Genomic DNA, 18,660 nt, shown 5'->3' on the forward strand with positions numbered 1-18,660 from the left:
TACCGAAAACAGATATAATCAACATTTTAGTTACAAATAGGCGACTAGAAAAAACCGTAAATTTCAAAATCCTTTTTATTCATAACGTTATACGTGAAGATCTGCAGTTTACGTTAAGGTAAACCGATTAATACAGGTGTATTAAACATCAATTGCAAGTTACTTTTTATGCAATAATTTGGTTTGACCTTTAACCCGCTTGAGGTTAATTTGATTGATTCGGGTGCATATCTATAGAGATTTTTTGCTTTATCTCCCGAGTTGTATCAGTTGAGGTTAGGGAGTGTAGTAATGAGCTTATATCATCCAAGTTTTGAGCGGGACAATTGTGGATTTGGGTTAATAGCCCAGATGGACGGTGAAGCAAGCCACCGTATTGTACGTACCGCGATCCATGGCCTAGACCGAATGAAGCATCGTGGCGGTATTGCTGCTGATGGCCGCACTGGCGACGGCTGTGGTCTATTAATGCAATTACCAATTAACTTCTTTAAAGCGATAGCCGAAGAAAATGAATGGCATTTAAGCCGTCGTTTCGCCGTTGGCATGCTTTTCCTTAGTCAAGATACTATCTTAGCTTCGCAAACCAAGCAGCTACTTGAACAAGAACTCCAAAAGGAAACCTTAAGTGTTGCAGGGTGGCGAAATGTGCCAGTTAATGCCGACGTACTTGGACCAATTGGTAAAGCGAGTCAACCACAGATAGTTCAAGTATTGATTAACGCCCCCATTGGCTGGCGAGAAAAAGACTTAGAACGACGCTTATATATGGCAAGGCGGCGTGTAGAGCAACAGCTTACTCACGATAAAGACTTCTATGTAGCGAGTCTTTCAGGCCAGGTCATCGTCTATAAAGGTCTGATGATGCCTGCCGACCTGCCTGCTTTTTATAGTGACTTGGCAGATATCCGCCTCCAAAGTGCAATCTGCTTATTCCACCAGCGCTTTTCAACCAATACATCACCTAAATGGCCGCTGGCTCAGCCATTTAGATATTTAGCTCACAATGGCGAAATCAACACCATTACCGGTAACCGTCAATGGGCAAGAGCGCGTGCTTATAAGTTTCACGCACCATTACTACCTGATTTACAGCAGGCAGCACCTTTCGTAAATGAAACGGGTTCTGATTCATCATCTCTGGACAACATGTTAGAGATGCTACTTGCTGGCGGTATGGATTTATATCGCGCAATGCGTCTATTGATCCCACCAGCATGGCAAAGTAACCCTGAAATGGATGCAGAGTTAAAGGCCTTCTATGACTTTAACTCGATGCATATGGAGCCTTGGGATGGTCCTGCCGGTATCGTAATGACTAACGGCCGTCACGCGGCCTGTGCCGTTGACCGAAATGGCTTGCGCCCTTCGCGTTATGTCATCACTAAAGACCGTATACTAACCTTAGCCTCTGAAGTCGGCATTTGGGATTACGCTGCAGATGAAGTGATCGAGAAAGGTCGCGTAGGACCCGGTGAGTTGTTAGTACTCGACACCCTTAATGGGCAACTTTATTCATCGTTTGAAATTGATAACGACTTAAAGCGTCGCCACCCATACAAAGAGTGGATGGCTAAAAATAGTAAAGTGCTTAAACCTGCAGAAGATTTTGGACCGAACGATCAAGGTAGACGTGAATTTGATGATGCCCAGCTGCTGCAATATCAAAAACACTTTGGCTATTCTCGTGAAGAGTTAGAGCAAGTTATTTGGGTGCTAGCTCAAAAAGGTGAAGAAGCCACAGGCTCTATGGGCGATGACACGCCGATGGCAGTGTTGTCGAAAAAATCACGTACCCTTTATGACTATTTTCGCCAAAAGTTTGCCCAGGTAACCAACCCACCTATTGACCCGCTACGTGAAAAGCACGTGATGTCGTTAACCACTTGCGCGGGTCGTGAGCAAAACCTATTCAACGAGACCACAGGTCATGCCTACCGTGTGATGTTTAACTCGCCAGTGTTGCTATATAGCGACTTCAACCAGCTAATGGCACTCGATAGCACCTACTACCGTGCCAATACCGTCGATTTAAACTATGACCTCAGTGAAGGTTTAGAAGCTGCCGTTAAACGTATCTGTGATGAAGCTGAACGTTTAGCGCGATCGGGTACCACCTTATTAGTGCTTTCAGATCGTGCAACCGCTAAATCTAAGCAAGTGATCCCAGCTGCTATGGCGGTTGGAGCAGTACAGCAAGTGCTGGTTGATAATAGCCTTCGCTGTGACACCAACATCATTGTTGAAACCGCATCAGCCCGCGATCCTCATCACTTTGCAGTGCTGCTAGGCTTTGGCGCTACGGCTGTTTACCCCTACCTTGTGTATGAGTGCATCTCTGATCTCGCTAAGCGTAACGGTGTTGAAAATACCCGTGACTTGATGCTTAACTTCCGTCATGGCATAGACAAGGGGCTGCGTAAGATCATGTCTAAGATGGGCATTAGTACCGTCGCCTCTTACCGCTGTAGTAAACAATTTGAAGCAGTCGGTCTTGCAGATGAAGTCGTCGAGCTGTGTTTTAATGGCGTGATTAGCCGAATTCAAGGAGCGACGTTCGATTTAATCGAACAAGATCAGCAACTGCTACACAAAAATGCATTTAGAGCGCACCAGCCGTTGACCCAAGGCGGATTGCTCAAATATGTTGAGGGTGGCGAATACCATTGTTTTAACCCTGATGTGGTTAACACCTTACAAGCAAGCTTGAGAGATCAAGATTACCCAAGTTATAAACGTTTCACTGAACTTGTCGATAATCGCCCAATTGCAACATTGCGTGACTTAATTGAAGTCAAAGGTGAACTTGCCCCCGTTAAAATTGAACAAGTAGAAGCAGCTAAAACCCTATACCCACGCTTTGACAGCGCCGCAATGAGTATCGGAGCCCTAAGCCCTGAAGCTCATGAGGCACTAGCCGTTGCGATGAACCGCTTAGGCGGTCGCTCAAACTCCGGTGAAGGTGGAGAAGATCCACGCCGCTTCAATACCGAAGGTAACTCGGCAATTAAGCAGATTGCGTCGGGTCGATTTGGCGTAACGGCACATTATTTAGTCAATGCTGAAGTATTACAAATCAAGGTTGCTCAAGGTGCAAAACCAGGCGAAGGCGGACAACTTCCTGGCGATAAAGTCAGCGTTGAGATTGCCGCGCTACGTAATGCTCGCCCAGGTGTGACACTGATTTCACCACCACCGCATCATGACATCTACTCGATTGAAGACTTAGCTCAGCTGATTTTTGATTTGAAACAAATCAATCCCAAAGCGCTAGTATCAGTCAAACTGGTATCTGAGCCCGGTGTCGGCACCATTGCCACCGGTGTCGCTAAAGCCTACGCCGATATGATTACCATTTCAGGGTACGACGGTGGTACTGGTGCCAGCCCTATCACCTCAGTAAAGTATGCCGGAAGCCCATGGGAGCTTGGTCTTGCCGAGGTACATCAGTCTCTGATCGCAAACGGTCTGCGTCATAAAATCCGCTTACAGGTGGATGGCGGCTTAAAAACTGGCAAGGACGTTATCAAAGCAGCACTGCTCGGCGCTGAAAGCTTTGGTTTTGGAACTGTGCCTATGATTGCTCTAGGTTGTAAATACCTACGTATTTGCCACCTCAACAACTGCGCGACGGGTGTCGCTACCCAAAATCCAAAACTGCGCAATGAGCATTACCATGGATTACCAGAACGCGTCATGACCTATTTTGAGTTTGTGGCACAGGAGATCCGTGAGTACATGGCGGCACTGGGTGTAACAGAGTTTGAAGAGATGGTAGGGCGCAGCGACTGGTTAGCAGCCATTGAGGGCGATACGGCTAAACAACAACATCTCGATTTAGCACCGATCCTATATCGCCCTAAGGTGCCAGAAAACTCAGCGGTTACATGGCGCGAAATCAATCCTCCATCAGACAAAGGTCAATTAAACCAACGTCTGGTCGCAGATTGTAAAGAGGCCGTATTAGCCGGTATATCCATTTGTGAGATGTTCAGCATCAACAATACCGACCGTTCTGTAGGAGCGAGCTTGTCAGGCTATATCGCAACCCACATTGGTAAAAGCGGCGCGAAAGCCCCTATCACCCTGAAATTTAACGGCAGCGCAGGCCAAAGCTTTGGAGTATGGAACGCACCGGGTCTTGAGCTAATGCTATGCGGTGATGCCAATGATTACGTCGGTAAAGGCATGTCTGGCGGTAAAATTTGTGTCTATCCACCACTGGGAAGCCCATTCAAGAGCGAGCGTTCGGCGATTTTAGGGAATACCTGTTTGTACGGGGCCTCTGGCGGCAAGTTATTCGCGTCAGGTAAAGCTGGCGAGCGTTTTGCGGTGCGTAACTCAGGTGCCATTGCCGTTGTCGAAGGCTTGGGTGATAACGGTTGTGAATACATGACTGGCGGCATTGTTGTTGTGCTCGGTAGAACCGGCGTTAACTTCGGTGCAGGTATGACCGGTGGGTTTGCCTATGTATTTGACCAATATGGTCACTTTAACCGCCGAGTCAATACCGAGATGGTCGATACACACAAAGTACAATCGCCAATACATCAGCAGCATCTACGCGATTTGATAGAGCAGCATGTAACAGAAACCAATAGCGATCATGCCAAGATGATCTTGAGCGATTTCGAAAACTGGCTAGATTGCTTCATTTTAGTGAAACCAAAAAGTGTTGCACTAGATGATCTATTAAAGTTAGCGCAATCAGAACCTGCACTTGCAGTCAGAGCGGGGTAAATAACATGAGCAATGATTTTCAGTTTCTTGAAGTTGGACGTAAAGACCCAACTAAACATGCAGCTAAACAACGTGCAACGCAGTTTATTGAGATTTACCAGCCCTTTGCCCAACCACAGGTGAAAGAGCAAGCTGACCGCTGTTTAGATTGCGGTAACCCCTATTGTGAATGGAAATGCCCACTGCATAACTACATTCCCAACTGGCTGCAACTGGCCAAACAGGGACGTATTATGGAAGCGGCTGATTTGGTCCACGAGACCAACACCCTGCCCGAGATCTGCGGCCGAGTGTGCCCACAAGACAGGCTCTGTGAAGGGGCTTGTACCCTTAACGAAGAGTTTGGGGCTGTGACTATCGGTAATGTTGAAAAGTACATTACCGATACGGCCATCTCACAAGGCTGGCGCCCCGATATGTCAATGGTTACGCCACGTAAAGAGCGAGTGGCAATTGTCGGCGCAGGACCTGCGGGTCTTGGCTGCGCCGATATTTTAGCTCGCAACGGTATTCAAGCTGTAGTGTTTGATAAAAACGTGCAGATTGGCGGCCTACTCACTTATGGAATTCCGTCATTTAAGCTCGATAAAGAGGTGATGCAAATTCGCCGCAATGTACTTGAGGGTATGGGCATCGAGTTTAAATTAGGTGTCACTGTAGGCAAAGATATCGACTTTAAGCAATTAATTGAACAGTACGACGCCGTATTTCTTGGCATGGGTACCTACACCGCCATGAAAGCCAATCTTGTCGGGGAAGATGCAAGTGGCGTACATCAGGCACTGCCTTACTTAATTGGTAATACCCATAATGTCATGGGGACTGAATGCTTAGATAATCCCTACCTCAGCCTAAAAGACAAACGCGTCGTCGTGCTAGGAGGTGGTGATACAGCAATGGACTGTGTACGCACTGCAGTACGTCAAGGTGCAACGCAAGTCATCTGTGCCTATCGCCGAGATGAGGAGAATATGCCCGGTTCTCGGCGTGAAGTGCAAAATGCTCGCGAAGAGGGTGTTGATTTTCTGTTTAATCGTCAACCCTGTGAAATTAAAACCATCGACGGTAATGTGGTGGGGATCGAATTTATCGAGACCCTGCTCGGTGAAGCCGATGACAGTGGACGTCGCCGCCCAGAGCCTATAGCAGGCAGTGAACAGGTGCTTGATGCCGATGCCATCATTATCGCCTTTGGTTTCCAACCGAGCCCAGCAAAATGGCTTGATGACTACAACATTGAGCTTAATGACTGGGGCTTAGTCAAAGCGCCAAAAGTCGCCGATAATCCATTTCAAACCAGTAACCCTAAGGTGTTTGCTGGGGGCGACATGGTGCGCGGTTCTGACTTGGTCGTTACAGCTATCGCAGAGGGCCGTGATGCCGCCATGGGCATTTTAAATTACTTAGAAGACTAAATATCTAGAAGAGCACTATTACTTAGAAGAGTAAATTACTTAAAAAGCTAAATCATCTTTAAAAATGATGGCTTAAAAGCCTCATGTATTTAAGAGATGTATACCTAGTTACTTGTAATTATGCGCTTATGATTGTGCGCTCCCAGTGGAGCGCCTTTTTTTGCCTGCTATTTTTAGCAGTCTGTTAATCTCTATCACTCTCAGCCCCGTCCAGTCCCACCAAAATCCTTATACGTTAAATAGCTACCAGAAAAGAGCACTATCAAAGCAAAGCGTCAAATTTATCAGCTTCACCACTTGCCCCAAACCAGGCGACTTTAATAACGATTACAGCTAAAACTAATTTTTATTCAAAATTAATTTTCAGCTCGTCTGACCTGTTTAAGCAAAATTAAAGCTGGTGATTTATCACTATATAAACAATAACTTGAGAGGAATTAACCACACGCTTAATTCACTAAATTAAATCTGTGAAGCAGATCTCATTTCCCGATAAAGCTTGATCGTTATAGCTCTAACCATTAGAGTTGTTATTAATTGAACGTTCAATCAACATTCAAAAGCACAAATTTTTCACAAGAGTAAACAAAAAATAACAATAAGAATTAAATTCAGGAATTTGCTTTTATATGCCCCGTCCGCCAATGAAAACCGTCCGCCAACAACAGCTCATCGAAGCCACTCTTGTCTCTGTAGAACGTCATGGGTTGCACAATACGACTATCAATACTATCAGCGGTTTGGCAGGTTTATCTTCTGGGCTAATTAGTCATTACTTCGGCGGTAAACAAGGACTGATTGAAGCAACGCAAAAGTATCTGCTAGATCAACTAAAACAAGCATTATTGAGCCGTACCGCAGGCACAACACTATTACCACTAGAGCGACTGCACGCCATTGTTGAAGCCAACTTTACTGAGCTGCAGCGTTCAAAACCCGCAACAAAAACCTGGTTAAGCTTTTGGTCACAAGCCATGCACGAGCCAGGCCTTGCTAGGCTACAACACATTAATAGCCAGCGCTTATACAGCAACCTTCTGTTCTCTTTTAAACAACTCCTCCCTAAAGCCAACGCCATTTCCGCGGCCAAGCAGACAGCCGCGATGATCGATGGTTTTTGGCTACGTAGTGCGCTAAGCCCTACTCCAGAGAAAGAGTTTCAGCAGGCCCAAATTCTATCTAAAGCCTTTATCGAGGCAGTGATCATGCAGTACGGAGAAAACCGATGTCACTAGTCGTTTACCGCAATTATATTCACGGCAAAGCTCTCAAAAATACCACAGGCGAAACCTTCGAAGTTATCAATCCAGCTAATGGAGAGGTGAATTATTTAGTCGAAGTCGCCGATGAAACAATCCAACAAGCTGCGATTGAAAGCGCTAAAGCAGGTTTTGAAACCTGGTCAAAAATGACCGCCATAGAACGTAGTCGCATTCTACTTAAAGCCGTAGCACTGCTTCGACAGCGCAACGATGAGTTAGCAGCCATCGAAGTTCAAGATACAGGCAAGCCTTGGCAAGAAGCCTCTGTGGTCGATGTTGTCACAGGCGCAGACTCCATTGAGTTTTTTGCCGGTCTTGCCCCCAGTATTGAAGGCAATCAGCAAACTGTGGGTGATGACTTTTATTACACTCGCCGAGAGCCACTGGGCATTTGCGCCGGCATTGGTGCATGGAACTACCCGCTACAAATCGCTTGCTGGAAAGCCGCTCCCGCGCTGGCCTGCGGTAATGTAATGATCTTTAAGCCATCGGAAGAAACTCCGCTAGGAGCGCTAAAGCTAGCCGAAATCTTTACCGAAGCAGGTGTCCCCGATGGTGTGTTTAACGTTGTTCAAGGCGATGGTCGGGTTGGCGTTTGGCTCACAAACAATGATGACATTGCCAAAGTGTCATTCACTGGCGAAGTGGGCACAGGTAAAAAAGTGATGGCTGCAGCGGCAAGTTCACTCAAAGAAGTCACCATGGAGCTTGGTGGTAAATCACCGCTAATTATCTTCAATGACGCCGACATCGATAACGCCGTTTCAGCAGCCATGTTAGGCAACTTCTACACCCAAGGTGAGATCTGTACCAACGGCACGCGCGTATTTGTGCAACAAGATATCTACCCGCAGTTTATTGAAAAGCTACTAACACGCACTCAAAACAATATCATCTGTGGCGATCCTATGGATCCAGCCACTAACTTTGGCGCGCTGATCTCAAAGGCCCACCAAGAAAAAGTACTGAGCTATATCGAGATAGGTAAAAAAGAGGGTGCCGAGTTATTAGCGGGTGGCCATGCGCTAACACCAGAAAATAGCCCTAATGGCTATTTTGTCGCGCCAACCATCTTTGGTCAGTGCCTTGATGAGATGACACTCAGTAAAGAAGAGATCTTTGGCCCTGTAATGTCAGTGCTGCCCTTTAGTGATGAAGAGGAAGTGGTTCGCCGTGCTAACGATACCCGTTTAGGACTTGCCGCTGGTGTATTTACCCAAGACATTACTCGTGCGCACCGCGTTATTCACCAGATGCAAGCTGGCATATGCTGGATCAACGCCTATGGCGCCTCACCTGCTGAAATGCCAGTAGGGGGTTATAAGATGTCAGGGATTGGCCGTGAAAACGGTAGTGAGACCCTAAAAGCCTATACCCAAATAAAAGCCGTATACGTTGGTATGCAGCCTCTTGAAAGTCCATTTTAAGGAGCTGATATGACGACGAATAATTCACAATATGATTATATTATCGTTGGCGCAGGCAGTGCAGGCTGCGTGTTAGCCAACCGTCTATCAGCCAATAGCAATAATCGTGTGCTGCTGCTTGAAACTGGCGGTAGCGACAGAAGCATCTTTATCCAGATGCCTACTGCGCTTTCAATCCCCATGAATACTAAAAAGTACGCTTGGCAGTTTGAAACTGATGCAGAGCCTCATCTCGATAATCGCCGTATGCATTGCCCACGCGGTAAGGTACTAGGTGGCTCATCATCGATTAACGGTATGGTGTATGTACGTGGCCATGCTCGCGATTTTGATGAATGGCAACAGCACGGTGCAAAAGACTGGGATTACGCCCATTGCCTGCCATATTTCAAAAAAGCGGAAGACTGGGCATTTGGCGGCGATGATTATCGCAGCATTGATGGTCCACTCGGCGTTAACAACGGCAACAACATGAAAAACCCGCTATACAAGGCATTTGTTGCTGCGGGTGTTGATGCCGGTTACATGGCAACTGATGACTATAATGGCGCCCAGCAAGAGGGCTTTGGCCCAATGCACATGACGGTTAAAAATGGCGTGCGCTGGTCAACAGCCAATGCATACTTAAGACCTGCGATGAAGCGTGAAAACTTAACGGTTATCACCCATGCTCAGGTGCACAAGGTACTGTTTTCAACCAAGCAAGGTGAAACGAACAAAGCCGTGGGTGTGCGCTTTGAGCGTAAAGGAAAAATGCTTGATGTGAACGCCAGCAAAGAGGTAGTGCTGTCCGCAGGCTCAATCGGCTCACCGCATATCCTGCAACTATCAGGTGTTGGGGCGGCTGATACCTTAGCCAAGGCAGGCATCGAGCAAGTACATGAGCTGCCGGGTGTGGGTGAAAACCTGCAAGACCATCTTGAGTTTTACTTCCAGTTCAAGTGCCTAAAGCCGATATCGCTTAACGGCAAATTAGACCCACTTAACAAACTGTTTATTGGTAGCCGCTGGATCTTAAACAAGTCTGGTTTAGGCGCGACCAATCACTTCGAGTCTTGCGGCTTTATCCGCTCTAAAGCGGGTCTAGAGTGGCCAGATCTACAATATCACTTTCTACCTGCCGCAATGCGCTATGACGGCAAAGAAGCGTTTGCCGGGCATGGTTTTCAGGTGCACATTGGCCACAATAAGCCCAAGAGTCGCGGCAGTGTCAAACTCATCTCAGATGATCCTAAGCAGGCACCCAGCATTTTATTTAATTACCTGTCTCATCAAGACGATATCGAAGGTTTTCGTGCCTGCGTGCGTCTAACCCGTGAAATCATCAATCAACCTGCGCTCGATGAATACCGCGGTGAAGAAATTCAACCGGGAACTCAGGTACAGACAGATGAGCAGATAGACAGCTTTGTAAGAAGCGCTGTTGAGAGCGCTTACCATCCCTCTTGCACATGCAAAATGGGCGAAGATGCGATGGCGGTTGTCGACTCTGAAACACGAGTCCATGGGCTGCAGAATCTTAGAGTGGTTGACTCCTCTATTTTCCCGACCATCCCCAATGGCAATTTGAATTCGCCGACGATCATGTTAGCCGAGCGCGCTGCCGATCTGATTTTGGGCAATACGCCATTAGCGCCAAGTGCTGCAGAAGTCGTGATTAGCAAGAACTGGCAACAGCAGCAAAGACAAAGGCCACCAGCAAGATAATCGCTTCGGCTTAGTAGGACGCGTCAGTAACTGTGACGCGACTAGCGCTAAGCCAAGCCCCTCCACAAACGAGATGAAGATGTTCGGCAATCCTTCTGCCGCCTCTTCAAACTGTTTACGTATAGGTAGCCAGCCTAAGCCACTGAGGCTAAATGGCACTAATCGCCACGTTTAATTTATCAAACCTTAACTGTCGTAAAAGCGGCAATTAAGGCTTGAGGGATTTTTGCAGCCAAAATTTGGCTAAAAGCGGGCATAACGATAATAAAAACAAGGGATAACCATGCTTTTTAATCAAGAGTTGTTTAATACAAATAAGTCAGGAGTTCAATAATGACCACTTGGCTAACTATAGGGATATTATTTACATTCGCTGCCATTGCCTTTGTGATCTACCGCTGGGGTAACGTCAAGTGTGTTGGTGTCACACCGGTGCGCACATTTACCTTTATCGCCATCCTGTTTACCTCAGGTTTGGACGTTGGTCTAATCATGTTCCCGCTAACAGAGTTTGCAGGCTACGCCGATTTAAGCGCGAGTCCTGAATATGGTTTTACCAACCCTCTGGCGATTGAATTTGGTTTCTGGGCATTTTTAATCTGGGCATTTTACTTCTTAACTTGTTTCTACTTTTGTGTCATCGAGCCACGAGTTAAGTTTTTCGAGATCCCAGTGATTAAGTTCATTAACAACCTAGTGATTATCGGCACCTGTGCCTTTACCGCTTATCTGCTATTGACCAATCTACCTTGGTATCTGCCCGAGATGGGCGATGGTGAGTCAATTGTCAGTAGCTTCTATCTGATCGTCTTTGTGATTATCGCTGCCGCCGTATACTCAAGCACCAGCATCCGTTATGTACGCCTACTTAGCTTAGCCAGCACCTGGTTATTCTTGGGTTTAATCGTACTGATGTGGGCTGGCGCGTTTATGTCAAAAGAGTCCGGTGCGGGCGAATTCGTCAATACCTTTGCCTTAATTGGTGACTACTTTGGCAATATCCACCACTTCGTACTGCCGATGAATGATTACCATGAGTTCTACCTATTCTGGTGGTTTGCTTGGAGCATCATGATTGGTCAGTTCACGTCACGCTTTGTCGGTGGCATGAAGACCTATCAAGTACTGATTGCCATGATGGTATTTCCATCTTTGCCAATTGCCGTATGGTTTACCGTTTTGTACTACTACAGCGCCAATGAAATCGCCACCACAGGCTTTTATAACCTCGCCATGGTCTTGGTCGGTGTCACCTTTGTGATTAACTCACTCGACTCTTTGATCCGTCTTTACACAGATAACCTAAACCTAACCGTTGAGCGCTTCGGCAAGACTAAATACATCATAGGTAACCTTGCCTTGATGAGTGCCCTAACCTTACTGTTCCAATTGAATTTCTTAGAGATCCAATGGGTTGGCGCACTTGCTATCGGTCTTATCCTAGGCTGTTTTGGATACATCATGGCGACAAAATATAAGAAAGTGGCTGCAATTGAGCACTCTCCTACAGAAAACAAAATTGATTTCAGCAAAATTGAATTAGCTAACTAAAAAGAAACAAAGGAAAAGAAAGATAAATGATGAAAACAACAATTAAAAATCTAGCGCTACTGGGTCTAATCGCATTGCCAACAACGGCTATAGCCGGTGTTAGCTCAACGATTAATGCCACTTCTGACTACACCTTTAACGGTGTAAGCCAAACAGATAATGGCCCTGCTTTGCAGGCAAGCCTAGATTACGCCGCCGATGCGGGTTGGTATGTGGGTACTTGGGCATCGAACGTTGATTACGGTTCAGGCGATGACACCTGGTTAGAACTCGATTTTTACGGCGGAATGTTCTTCCAGCTCAGCGAAAGCGTATCACTCGATGCCGGTATCGCTTATTACACTTACCATGGTGACTCGTTCTCAGATGAGTACCAGTATCCAGAGGTATACACTAAATTTGGCTATGGGTCATCGGTTGGTCAAACAGAGCTAAACTTCTGGTACACATGGGATTATTTTGGTGTAGATGCGGGTCATTACATCATGATGGCAGCGCACACATTTAGCATTGCCGAAGGTCACGACATTCGTATCAGTTTTGACCGTTCAACATCAACGGATGTGAACAAGTGGTCTTGGGATGGCAATAAATCTTATAACCATTACCGCGCAGAATACATGACAAGCTGGAAAGGGTTTGACTTTAACCTAGCCGTTGAAGATACCAGCATGGACATAGACACAGCCGATACTCGCGCCGTGTTATCGGTTGCAAGAACCTTTAACTTCTAAAGGACTCGTCGCACACTGAAGCTTGCACCTAGCATAAATAGTGCGGTATAACGCTGGTCGTTGTACCGCACTATTTTAATTACAGCGATAAAAGACAATCATATTCGCTCATTAATACCTATCAGTATAAGCATACCGGCAAAGGCCTTTTGGCCAAGGAAAACAGATGGAAAAGTACGAACAATTATTGATTTCACTGCGCCGAGTGATCCGGGCTATTGATATCCATTCACGCCAACTCAACAAGCAATCTGGCTTAACGGGTCCGCAGCTAATGGTGATGCAAAGTATTGAACAGCTTGAAACTCCGCTAGCAAAAGACGTCGCTAAAGAGGTCGCACTCAGTCCTGCAACTGTGACAACCATTATTGATCGGCTAGAAAGCCGTGAACTCGTCGTTAGAACCCGCAGCGAGACCGATAAACGCAAAGTTATCCTATCACTGAGTGAGGCAGGTAAAGCATTACTGAGCAGCTCGCCTAAGCCATTACAAGAGCACTTTATTACACGCTATCAAAATCTTGAACAGTGGGAGCAAAGCCAACTGTTGTCATCAGTTGAGCGCATTGCCGCCATGATGGACGCCGAAGAGCTCGACGCCGCCCCAGTGCTGTTGGTGGGCCAAATTCAGGCAGATGAACAAACTTAACAGATGCCTGCTCTAACCTTTATCTAAAGTGAAGTAAGCTTTAATGTCATAAAGCTGCTGTAAGGGTCTTGCTTATAATCGGCAAACGGCGCGCACTCGCTAAAACCAAATTGCTCATACAACCTCTTGGCGGGTATAAACGCTGCCATAGAGCCGGTCTCAAGGCTGAGTCTTTGGTAACCTCGTAATCTCGCCTCTGCAATGATGTGCGCTAATAATTGTTGTGCAACACCCTGACGTAAAAAATCAGTGGATGTGCGCATCGACTTAATTTCACCATGGGTACGATCCAGTTGTTTTAGAGCGCCGCAACCTGCGAGTTGCTCCCCCTCATTATTATCTTGAGCTGATGCCCAAAGGCTCCAGAAGCTGACATCGTCAGCTTCCAGCCCAGAACCATCGAGTGCATGAACACTTTCAGGCGGAGAGTGAGACGCCATATCTTGATGGTGCTCTTTTAATAGTGACAGCACCTGCTCGTCACGTAATAAGCCTAGTTTGATTTGCATTTTTCTCTCAATCTCTATCTAACTGTTCATATTCGCCACGGCGGATTCAGTCGGTTCTCGCCCGCCCAGTAGAGCTTAATTTTATTGCCTGATGGGTCGTGCAATACCGCCTCACGCCACAAATAATCTTGATCCGTTGGCTCTTGAGCAAACTCAATGCCCGTTTGCTTTAGCTCGCTAACCCACTCATCGAGCTTCTCATGTTCGAAATAGATTATGGCTCCACAGGCTTTTCTATTATTACCGAAATCACCCTCTTCCAAAGACAACGAAAATGTTGCCTCCCCCTCTGGACACTCAAAACGCGCATAGTGCGGCGTATCGACAATCAGCTCAAACCCTAAGGTCAAATAAAATTGTACCGCCTGAGGCATATTGTCTACTGCCAAGGTAACTTGATTTAGGTTCACTTGGCCCTCCTTGTAAACTAGTTAAAAAATCTTTTTAGCCCTGATTATGTAATCAACAAAATGATTCAGGTTATAACTGCATCAGATCTTAGCAAAGAGAATACGTTTAAATCGTGGTAAGCCCCCTTCCAATAACCGTGCTCTCTTAAAATACCGTCGCATTTAAAACCTAACTTTTTCAAGACAGCTTCAGAGCCATGATTACCAATCATGGTATAGGCTTCGATTTTATTGACATGCTCAGGGCACTGCTCAGAAAATGAAAACTCGATAAGTTTAGCTATCGCCTCAGTTGCATAACCCTTGCCCCAATACTCTTTAAAGAATTCATATCCAATAACGGCAACATGGTTACTGCATTCAAAGCGATTAATTCCACATCCCCCCAAAAGCTTGTGGGTTACTTTATCGCGAATGGCCCATCGAATACCCTCGCCTTGTTCAAAGCGCTTAGTATCATTATTGATTAACTCAACGGCTTGCGCTTCATGACTAAAATCTAAATCATAAAACTGGATCACTTCGGGGTCTGAAAACATCTGTAAAATAAGTTTTGAATCAGCAAGCACTTGCTGATTTAACATTAGCCTGTCGGTCTCTAACTGCGGAAATGGTACCATATTTCGCTAAAATCCCTTTTTCAATCAAGATGAAGAATGATTGACTGTAATGAATATTATAAACCTACCACTGTGACCAAAGTGAAACAATCTACACGCCACCTCTCATCTTACCTTCAAGGCTTTTTCACTAACGCAAAGCGCCGTGGTATATTAGCGCCCATATTCATTCAGGTAGTAAAAAGGTCATTTCATGAAAATCGGTATTATTGGCGCTATGGAGCCAGAAGTTGCGCACTTAGTTGAGTCGATGCAAAATCCAAGCTCTACAACCATTGCGGGTATCGAGTTTGTTGCGGGTCAACTTGCGGGTAAAGACGTAATCGTCACTCGCTCTGGTATTGGTAAAGTCACTGCAAGTGTTGCGACTGCGCTACTTATCGAAAAGTACGCGCCAGATGCCATTATTAACACGGGCTCAGCCGGTGGTTTTGTTGATGATTTAGCCATTGGCGATATCGTTATCTCATCTGAAGTGCGTCACCATGATGTTGATGTGACTGCGTTTGGTTATGAAATTGGCCAGATGGCGCAGCAACCTGCAGCGTTTATCCCTGATGCAAAATTGGTTGCTGCAGCGCAAAAAGCCGTGGCAAGTCTTGGCGAAGTAAAAGCGATTGAAGGTCTGATTTGTACTGGCGATAGCTTTATTTGCGATCCGCTGCGCACTAAGACCATGCTTGAGAACTTCCCAACAATGGCAGCATGTGAAATGGAAGGCGCGGCGATTGCACAAGTTTGCCATCAGTTTGGTGTGCCGTTTGTGGTTATCCGCTCACTGTCTGACAATGCTAACAACGACTCGCCTGTGGATTTTGACGAGTACATTGTAAAAGCAGGTCATCACTCAGCATTGATGGTTATCGCTCTGCTTGAGCAGCTTTAATAAGCTGCGTAACGCAAAGCTCTAAAATATAAGGATAGCGCAGCGATATGGTGCCAGAGTTTACTAAAATCTTTTCTCAAGATAGTCAGCTTTACACTGGAGCCTTAGTGTTATTAGTGTCAATTTTGTTGGCACGAATTGCCCCTCTTCCGCGCAATCTGCAGCCACTTGAATGGTTATCTCAAGTGGCTAAAAACTTAAGCACTAAAGTTAACCATGTCGACCGCGCCCCGTCACAGCAGTTAATCGCCGGCTCCCTAGCCATGTTACTGTTAATCGTTCCTTTTTGGGCAGTGATAAGTTTTCTGATAGAACTCGCTGAGTTCCCCTGGTTCTTTGAAGCCGTGGTGATTTACCTGTGCTTGCAGGACGATCATTTTCGCTATATTGCCAATGAAGTGATGATCTCGATTAAAGGGGACAATAAAGTTCGCGCCCGTGGCCTTTTAGAGCCTTGGCTAAATCGCAGCACCTATTCTCTTTCTAGCGTTGGTCTGTGTAAGGCCGCTATCGAACGACTCTCGACCACTTCAATCTACGGTACTGTTTCAGCCATCTTGTTTTATGCTATTGGCGGCATCCCACTGCTCATTGTGGCAAGAATGATTAAACAGCTTGAGTTTTGCTGGCCGGTTTATAATCCACTTTACCGCTTCTTTGGTATGCCTATATATATACTCAGTACTATAGTCCACTATATTCCAGCCAAACTATGGAGCCTAAGCCTTGCCATTCAAGGTGGCCCAAAAAGCCTTGCGACCCTGTTTCGCCCAAAAATGAATACGACCCCATTAAATGAATATCAAACCTGCGAAGTTGTCGCCTGTGCATTAGCGATTGAACTTGGCGGACCAATTAAATTTAAAGAACTTAGGGTAGATACCCCGAAGGTGTCTTACGGTTCTCTCCCCGATGAAAATGATCTAGTTCGCGCGATTAAACTCAACTCAATCGCCTTTAGCCTTTGGGCTTTGGCTATTGTCGTCTTGCCGGGAATATGGGCACTGTTACGGGTAATGCAGGGGTGATTTCGCTGGCTTATAAACCTAAGCATTGAATTTTATTTAATTACCCCACTTTACCGCTGTTTATTTAGCCTGCGGATTGTAATCATCTTGTATAAATTGTTGGCGTTGGTATCATCCTTTAAACTTGTTGTGTTGACTCATTTTAGGGCTGAATCCATTGTTTGATAATATTCATGTTTCGCTAACCACGCCTGCTTTACTCTTTCCTGCCATCTCTTTGCTATTGCTGGCGTATACCAACCGTTTCTTTTCGTTAGCGGCACTTATCCGTAATTTGAGCGCTGATGGCAAGCCCATAAACCATAGCCAATTAAAAAACCTTCGTCAGCGAATTAGCATCATTAAGCGTATGCAAGAGTCTGGAGCATTAAGCTTCGCTCTGTGTGTGCTGTGCATGATTTTTATCTACGTTGGCTTTAACAAAGTCGGCGCGTTTATCTTTGGTTGTAGTCTATTCTTACTCTTGTATTCACTACTGCTTTCAGTGATTGAAATTCGTATCTCTGTCGATGCACTTAATATTCATCTACAAGAGTTGGATAAATGATCGATTGGATCTATTTTTTTGACCTTTGCGGTACAGCAGTATTTGCATTATCAGGTGCACTCGCTGCCGGTAGGCACAAAATGGACCCCTTTGGCGTACTGGTACTTGCGTCGGTAACCGCCATTGGCGGTGGCAGTATTCGTGACGCCCTGTTGGGCGCCACCCCCGTCTTTTGGATCCAGGACCCTAACTACATTACGGTGATTTTAATTACCGTGATACTGACCTTTATTTTTGTACGTAAGCCTAAACGAGTACCACGCTATATTTTACCTGTTGCCGATGCGCTCGGATTGGCGCTATTTACTGTAATTGGTGTAGAGAAAGCACTAAATTTAGAACTCAGCGGTATGACTGCCGTGATCATGGGTTTAATCACTGGTGTAGGCGGTGGTATTATTCGCGACCTGCTTTGTCAGCAAGTTCCTATGGTGCTTCGCACTGAGATTTATGCAACCGCATCGATAATGGGCGGGATCTGCTATACCATTAGCCTACATTGGGGAGCCGCCGATATGTTTGCTTTATTATTTGCAATGAGTACCGCACTCGTGATTAGATTAGCGGCAATCCGTTGGCACCTTTCATTACCTGCTTTTGATTTAAAGACACCACAATAATGAGATTAGCTTTTTTGAGTTTTGTATTTGTACTGTTTAGCTTTCCGGCTTTCGCTAATGTTGGCGACATGCCAAAAGAGCAGCAGTTGGCGATCAAGTATATTCAGGCGCTGACTCATCAAGATTATTCTAGCCTGAGCGCTTTTTACAATCGTGATAGCGTGTTTAACGATAAAACGGCCGGACGTAAATACACTGGCAAACGCCACATTCTACAATTTTTAAAACGAGCCCACAGCGGCGTACTTGAATATGACTTTAACATTGAGCATATGTTTAACTCCGGCTCACTCGTGGTCTTGATAGGTAATTACCGTTACAAGGGCCCTGGCGAGCAATTTGGAAAGCCTGGGCGCATCATTAATATCGCCATTCCAGGTGTTACAACGCTAAGCTTAGACATGACTCATGAGCGGGTAAAAGAGCATCAAGATTTGATGGACTATCAAACCATGTCGGATCAACTCTCTGTTCAGTAACCCTTAAACCTCACAGCCGTTTTAACTCGCAATAACTTACCGACTCAGCTCACAATTTACTCGCAACGTGGAAACT

The 18,660-nt window shown here is 45.8% G+C and carries 16 protein-coding genes; 13 read left to right on the plus strand and 3 right to left on the minus strand.

Annotated features, from left to right (window positions below):
• Positions 1-291: 291 nt before the first annotated feature.
• The 8 genes from gltB (at position 292) to ACVBIU_RS10835 (ending at position 13,485) form a co-directional block, all read left to right on the plus strand.
• Positions 292-4,740 carry a glutamate synthase large subunit gene (gene gltB / locus ACVBIU_RS10800; protein WP_447163726.1) on the plus strand — a complete coding sequence of 1,483 codons (4,449 nt, stop codon included), beginning with the start codon at positions 292-294 and terminating at the stop codon, positions 4,738-4,740.
• Positions 4,741-4,745: 5 nt separating this feature from the next.
• Positions 4,746-6,155 (plus strand): FAD-dependent oxidoreductase, encoded by a 1,410-nt coding sequence (locus ACVBIU_RS10805; RefSeq protein WP_447163727.1) that lies wholly within the window; start codon positions 4,746-4,748, stop codon positions 6,153-6,155.
• Positions 6,156-6,784: 629 nt separating this feature from the next.
• Positions 6,785-7,390, plus strand: coding sequence for a transcriptional regulator BetI (gene betI, locus ACVBIU_RS10810; protein WP_447163728.1), 606 nt, complete (start codon positions 6,785-6,787; stop codon positions 7,388-7,390).
• Positions 7,381-8,844, plus strand: coding sequence for a betaine-aldehyde dehydrogenase (gene betB, locus ACVBIU_RS10815; RefSeq protein ID WP_447163729.1), 1,464 nt, complete (start codon positions 7,381-7,383; stop codon positions 8,842-8,844). Before betI ends, betB begins: the two co-directional genes overlap by 10 nt.
• A 9-nt stretch (positions 8,845-8,853) precedes the next feature.
• Positions 8,854-10,551: a choline dehydrogenase gene (gene betA, locus ACVBIU_RS10820; RefSeq protein ID WP_447163730.1), complete on the plus strand. Its 1,698-nt coding sequence runs from the start codon at positions 8,854-8,856 to the stop codon at positions 10,549-10,551.
• Between the two features lie 333 nt (positions 10,552-10,884).
• A complete protein-coding gene (locus ACVBIU_RS10825; protein WP_447160393.1) occupies positions 10,885-12,102 on the plus strand; it encodes a BCCT family transporter in 1,218 nt (405 codons plus the stop codon).
• Between the two features lie 29 nt (positions 12,103-12,131).
• Entirely contained in the window at positions 12,132-12,836 is a 705-nt protein-coding gene (locus ACVBIU_RS10830) for a TorF family putative porin (protein WP_447163748.1), read from the plus strand.
• A gap of 166 nt (positions 12,837-13,002) precedes the next feature.
• Positions 13,003-13,485, plus strand: a complete 483-nt coding sequence (locus ACVBIU_RS10835; protein WP_447160392.1) for a MarR family winged helix-turn-helix transcriptional regulator — start codon at positions 13,003-13,005, stop codon at positions 13,483-13,485.
• A 23-nt stretch (positions 13,486-13,508) separates the two neighbouring features.
• On the opposite strand, the gene ACVBIU_RS10840 is transcribed toward ACVBIU_RS10835, so the two are convergent.
• The 3 genes from ACVBIU_RS10840 to ACVBIU_RS10850 form a co-directional block, all read right to left on the minus strand.
• A complete protein-coding gene (locus ACVBIU_RS10840; RefSeq protein WP_447163731.1) occupies positions 13,509-13,994 on the minus strand; it encodes a GNAT family N-acetyltransferase in 486 nt (161 codons plus the stop codon).
• Between the two features lie 26 nt (positions 13,995-14,020).
• Complete coding sequence (locus ACVBIU_RS10845) at positions 14,021-14,404, minus strand: VOC family protein (protein WP_447163732.1); 384 nt, start codon at positions 14,402-14,404, stop codon at positions 14,021-14,023.
• Positions 14,405-14,469: 65 nt separating this feature from the next.
• Positions 14,470-15,024 carry a GNAT family N-acetyltransferase gene (locus ACVBIU_RS10850; RefSeq protein ID WP_447163733.1) on the minus strand — a complete coding sequence of 185 codons (555 nt, stop codon included), beginning with the start codon at positions 15,022-15,024 and terminating at the stop codon, positions 14,470-14,472.
• Positions 15,025-15,217: 193 nt separating this feature from the next.
• Here ACVBIU_RS10850 and ACVBIU_RS10855 point away from each other — a divergent pair, with 193 nt between their 5' ends.
• From ACVBIU_RS10855 to ACVBIU_RS10875, 5 genes are all read left to right on the plus strand, one after another.
• The gene (locus ACVBIU_RS10855; protein WP_447160389.1) at positions 15,218-15,910 is read left to right on the plus strand and encodes a 5'-methylthioadenosine/adenosylhomocysteine nucleosidase; all 693 of its coding nucleotides are present in this window, start codon (positions 15,218-15,220) and stop codon (positions 15,908-15,910) included.
• Positions 15,911-15,957: 47 nt separating this feature from the next.
• On the plus strand, positions 15,958-16,938 hold the full coding sequence (locus ACVBIU_RS10860; RefSeq protein ID WP_447163734.1) for a cobalamin biosynthesis protein CobD/CbiB: 981 nt from the start codon (positions 15,958-15,960) through the stop codon (positions 16,936-16,938).
• A 169-nt stretch (positions 16,939-17,107) separates the two neighbouring features.
• Complete coding sequence (locus ACVBIU_RS10865) at positions 17,108-17,485, plus strand: DUF2721 domain-containing protein (RefSeq protein WP_447160511.1); 378 nt, start codon at positions 17,108-17,110, stop codon at positions 17,483-17,485.
• A complete protein-coding gene (locus ACVBIU_RS10870; protein ID WP_447160387.1) occupies positions 17,482-18,105 on the plus strand; it encodes a trimeric intracellular cation channel family protein in 624 nt (207 codons plus the stop codon). The genes ACVBIU_RS10865 and ACVBIU_RS10870 overlap by 4 nt, the downstream gene beginning before the upstream one ends.
• Positions 18,105-18,584, plus strand: a complete 480-nt coding sequence (locus ACVBIU_RS10875) for a nuclear transport factor 2 family protein (protein WP_447160386.1) — start codon at positions 18,105-18,107, stop codon at positions 18,582-18,584. The genes ACVBIU_RS10870 and ACVBIU_RS10875 overlap by 1 nt, the downstream gene beginning before the upstream one ends.
• Positions 18,585-18,660 lie beyond the last annotated feature (76 nt).

It is taken from the genome of Shewanella sp. 30m-14, assembly GCF_052977125.1.

Bases quoted from the DNA above. Each gene is read 5' to 3' on its own strand.
- ACVBIU_RS10835 (WP_447160392.1), top strand. From the start codon at position 13,003: ATGGAAAAGTACGAACAATTATTGATTTCACTGCGCCGAGTGATCCGG.
- betI (WP_447163728.1), top strand. From the start codon at position 6,785: ATGCCCCGTCCGCCAATGAAAACCGTCCGCCAACAACAGCTCATCGAA.
- ACVBIU_RS10870 (WP_447160387.1), top strand. From the start codon at position 17,482: ATGATCGATTGGATCTATTTTTTTGACCTTTGCGGTACAGCAGTATTT.
- gltB (WP_447163726.1), top strand. From the start codon at position 292: ATGAGCTTATATCATCCAAGTTTTGAGCGGGACAATTGTGGATTTGGG.
- ACVBIU_RS10860 (WP_447163734.1), top strand. From the start codon at position 15,958: ATGGTGCCAGAGTTTACTAAAATCTTTTCTCAAGATAGTCAGCTTTAC.
- betB (WP_447163729.1), top strand. From the start codon at position 7,381: ATGTCACTAGTCGTTTACCGCAATTATATTCACGGCAAAGCTCTCAAA.
- ACVBIU_RS10850 (WP_447163733.1), bottom strand. From the start codon at position 15,024: ATGGTACCATTTCCGCAGTTAGAGACCGACAGGCTAATGTTAAATCAG.
- ACVBIU_RS10805 (WP_447163727.1), top strand. From the start codon at position 4,746: ATGAGCAATGATTTTCAGTTTCTTGAAGTTGGACGTAAAGACCCAACT.
- ACVBIU_RS10830 (WP_447163748.1), top strand. From the start codon at position 12,132: ATGAAAACAACAATTAAAAATCTAGCGCTACTGGGTCTAATCGCATTG.
- ACVBIU_RS10840 (WP_447163731.1), bottom strand. From the start codon at position 13,994: ATGCAAATCAAACTAGGCTTATTACGTGACGAGCAGGTGCTGTCACTA.
- ACVBIU_RS10855 (WP_447160389.1), top strand. From the start codon at position 15,218: ATGAAAATCGGTATTATTGGCGCTATGGAGCCAGAAGTTGCGCACTTA.
- ACVBIU_RS10875 (WP_447160386.1), top strand. From the start codon at position 18,105: ATGAGATTAGCTTTTTTGAGTTTTGTATTTGTACTGTTTAGCTTTCCG.
- ACVBIU_RS10825 (WP_447160393.1), top strand. From the start codon at position 10,885: ATGACCACTTGGCTAACTATAGGGATATTATTTACATTCGCTGCCATT.
- betA (WP_447163730.1), top strand. From the start codon at position 8,854: ATGACGACGAATAATTCACAATATGATTATATTATCGTTGGCGCAGGC.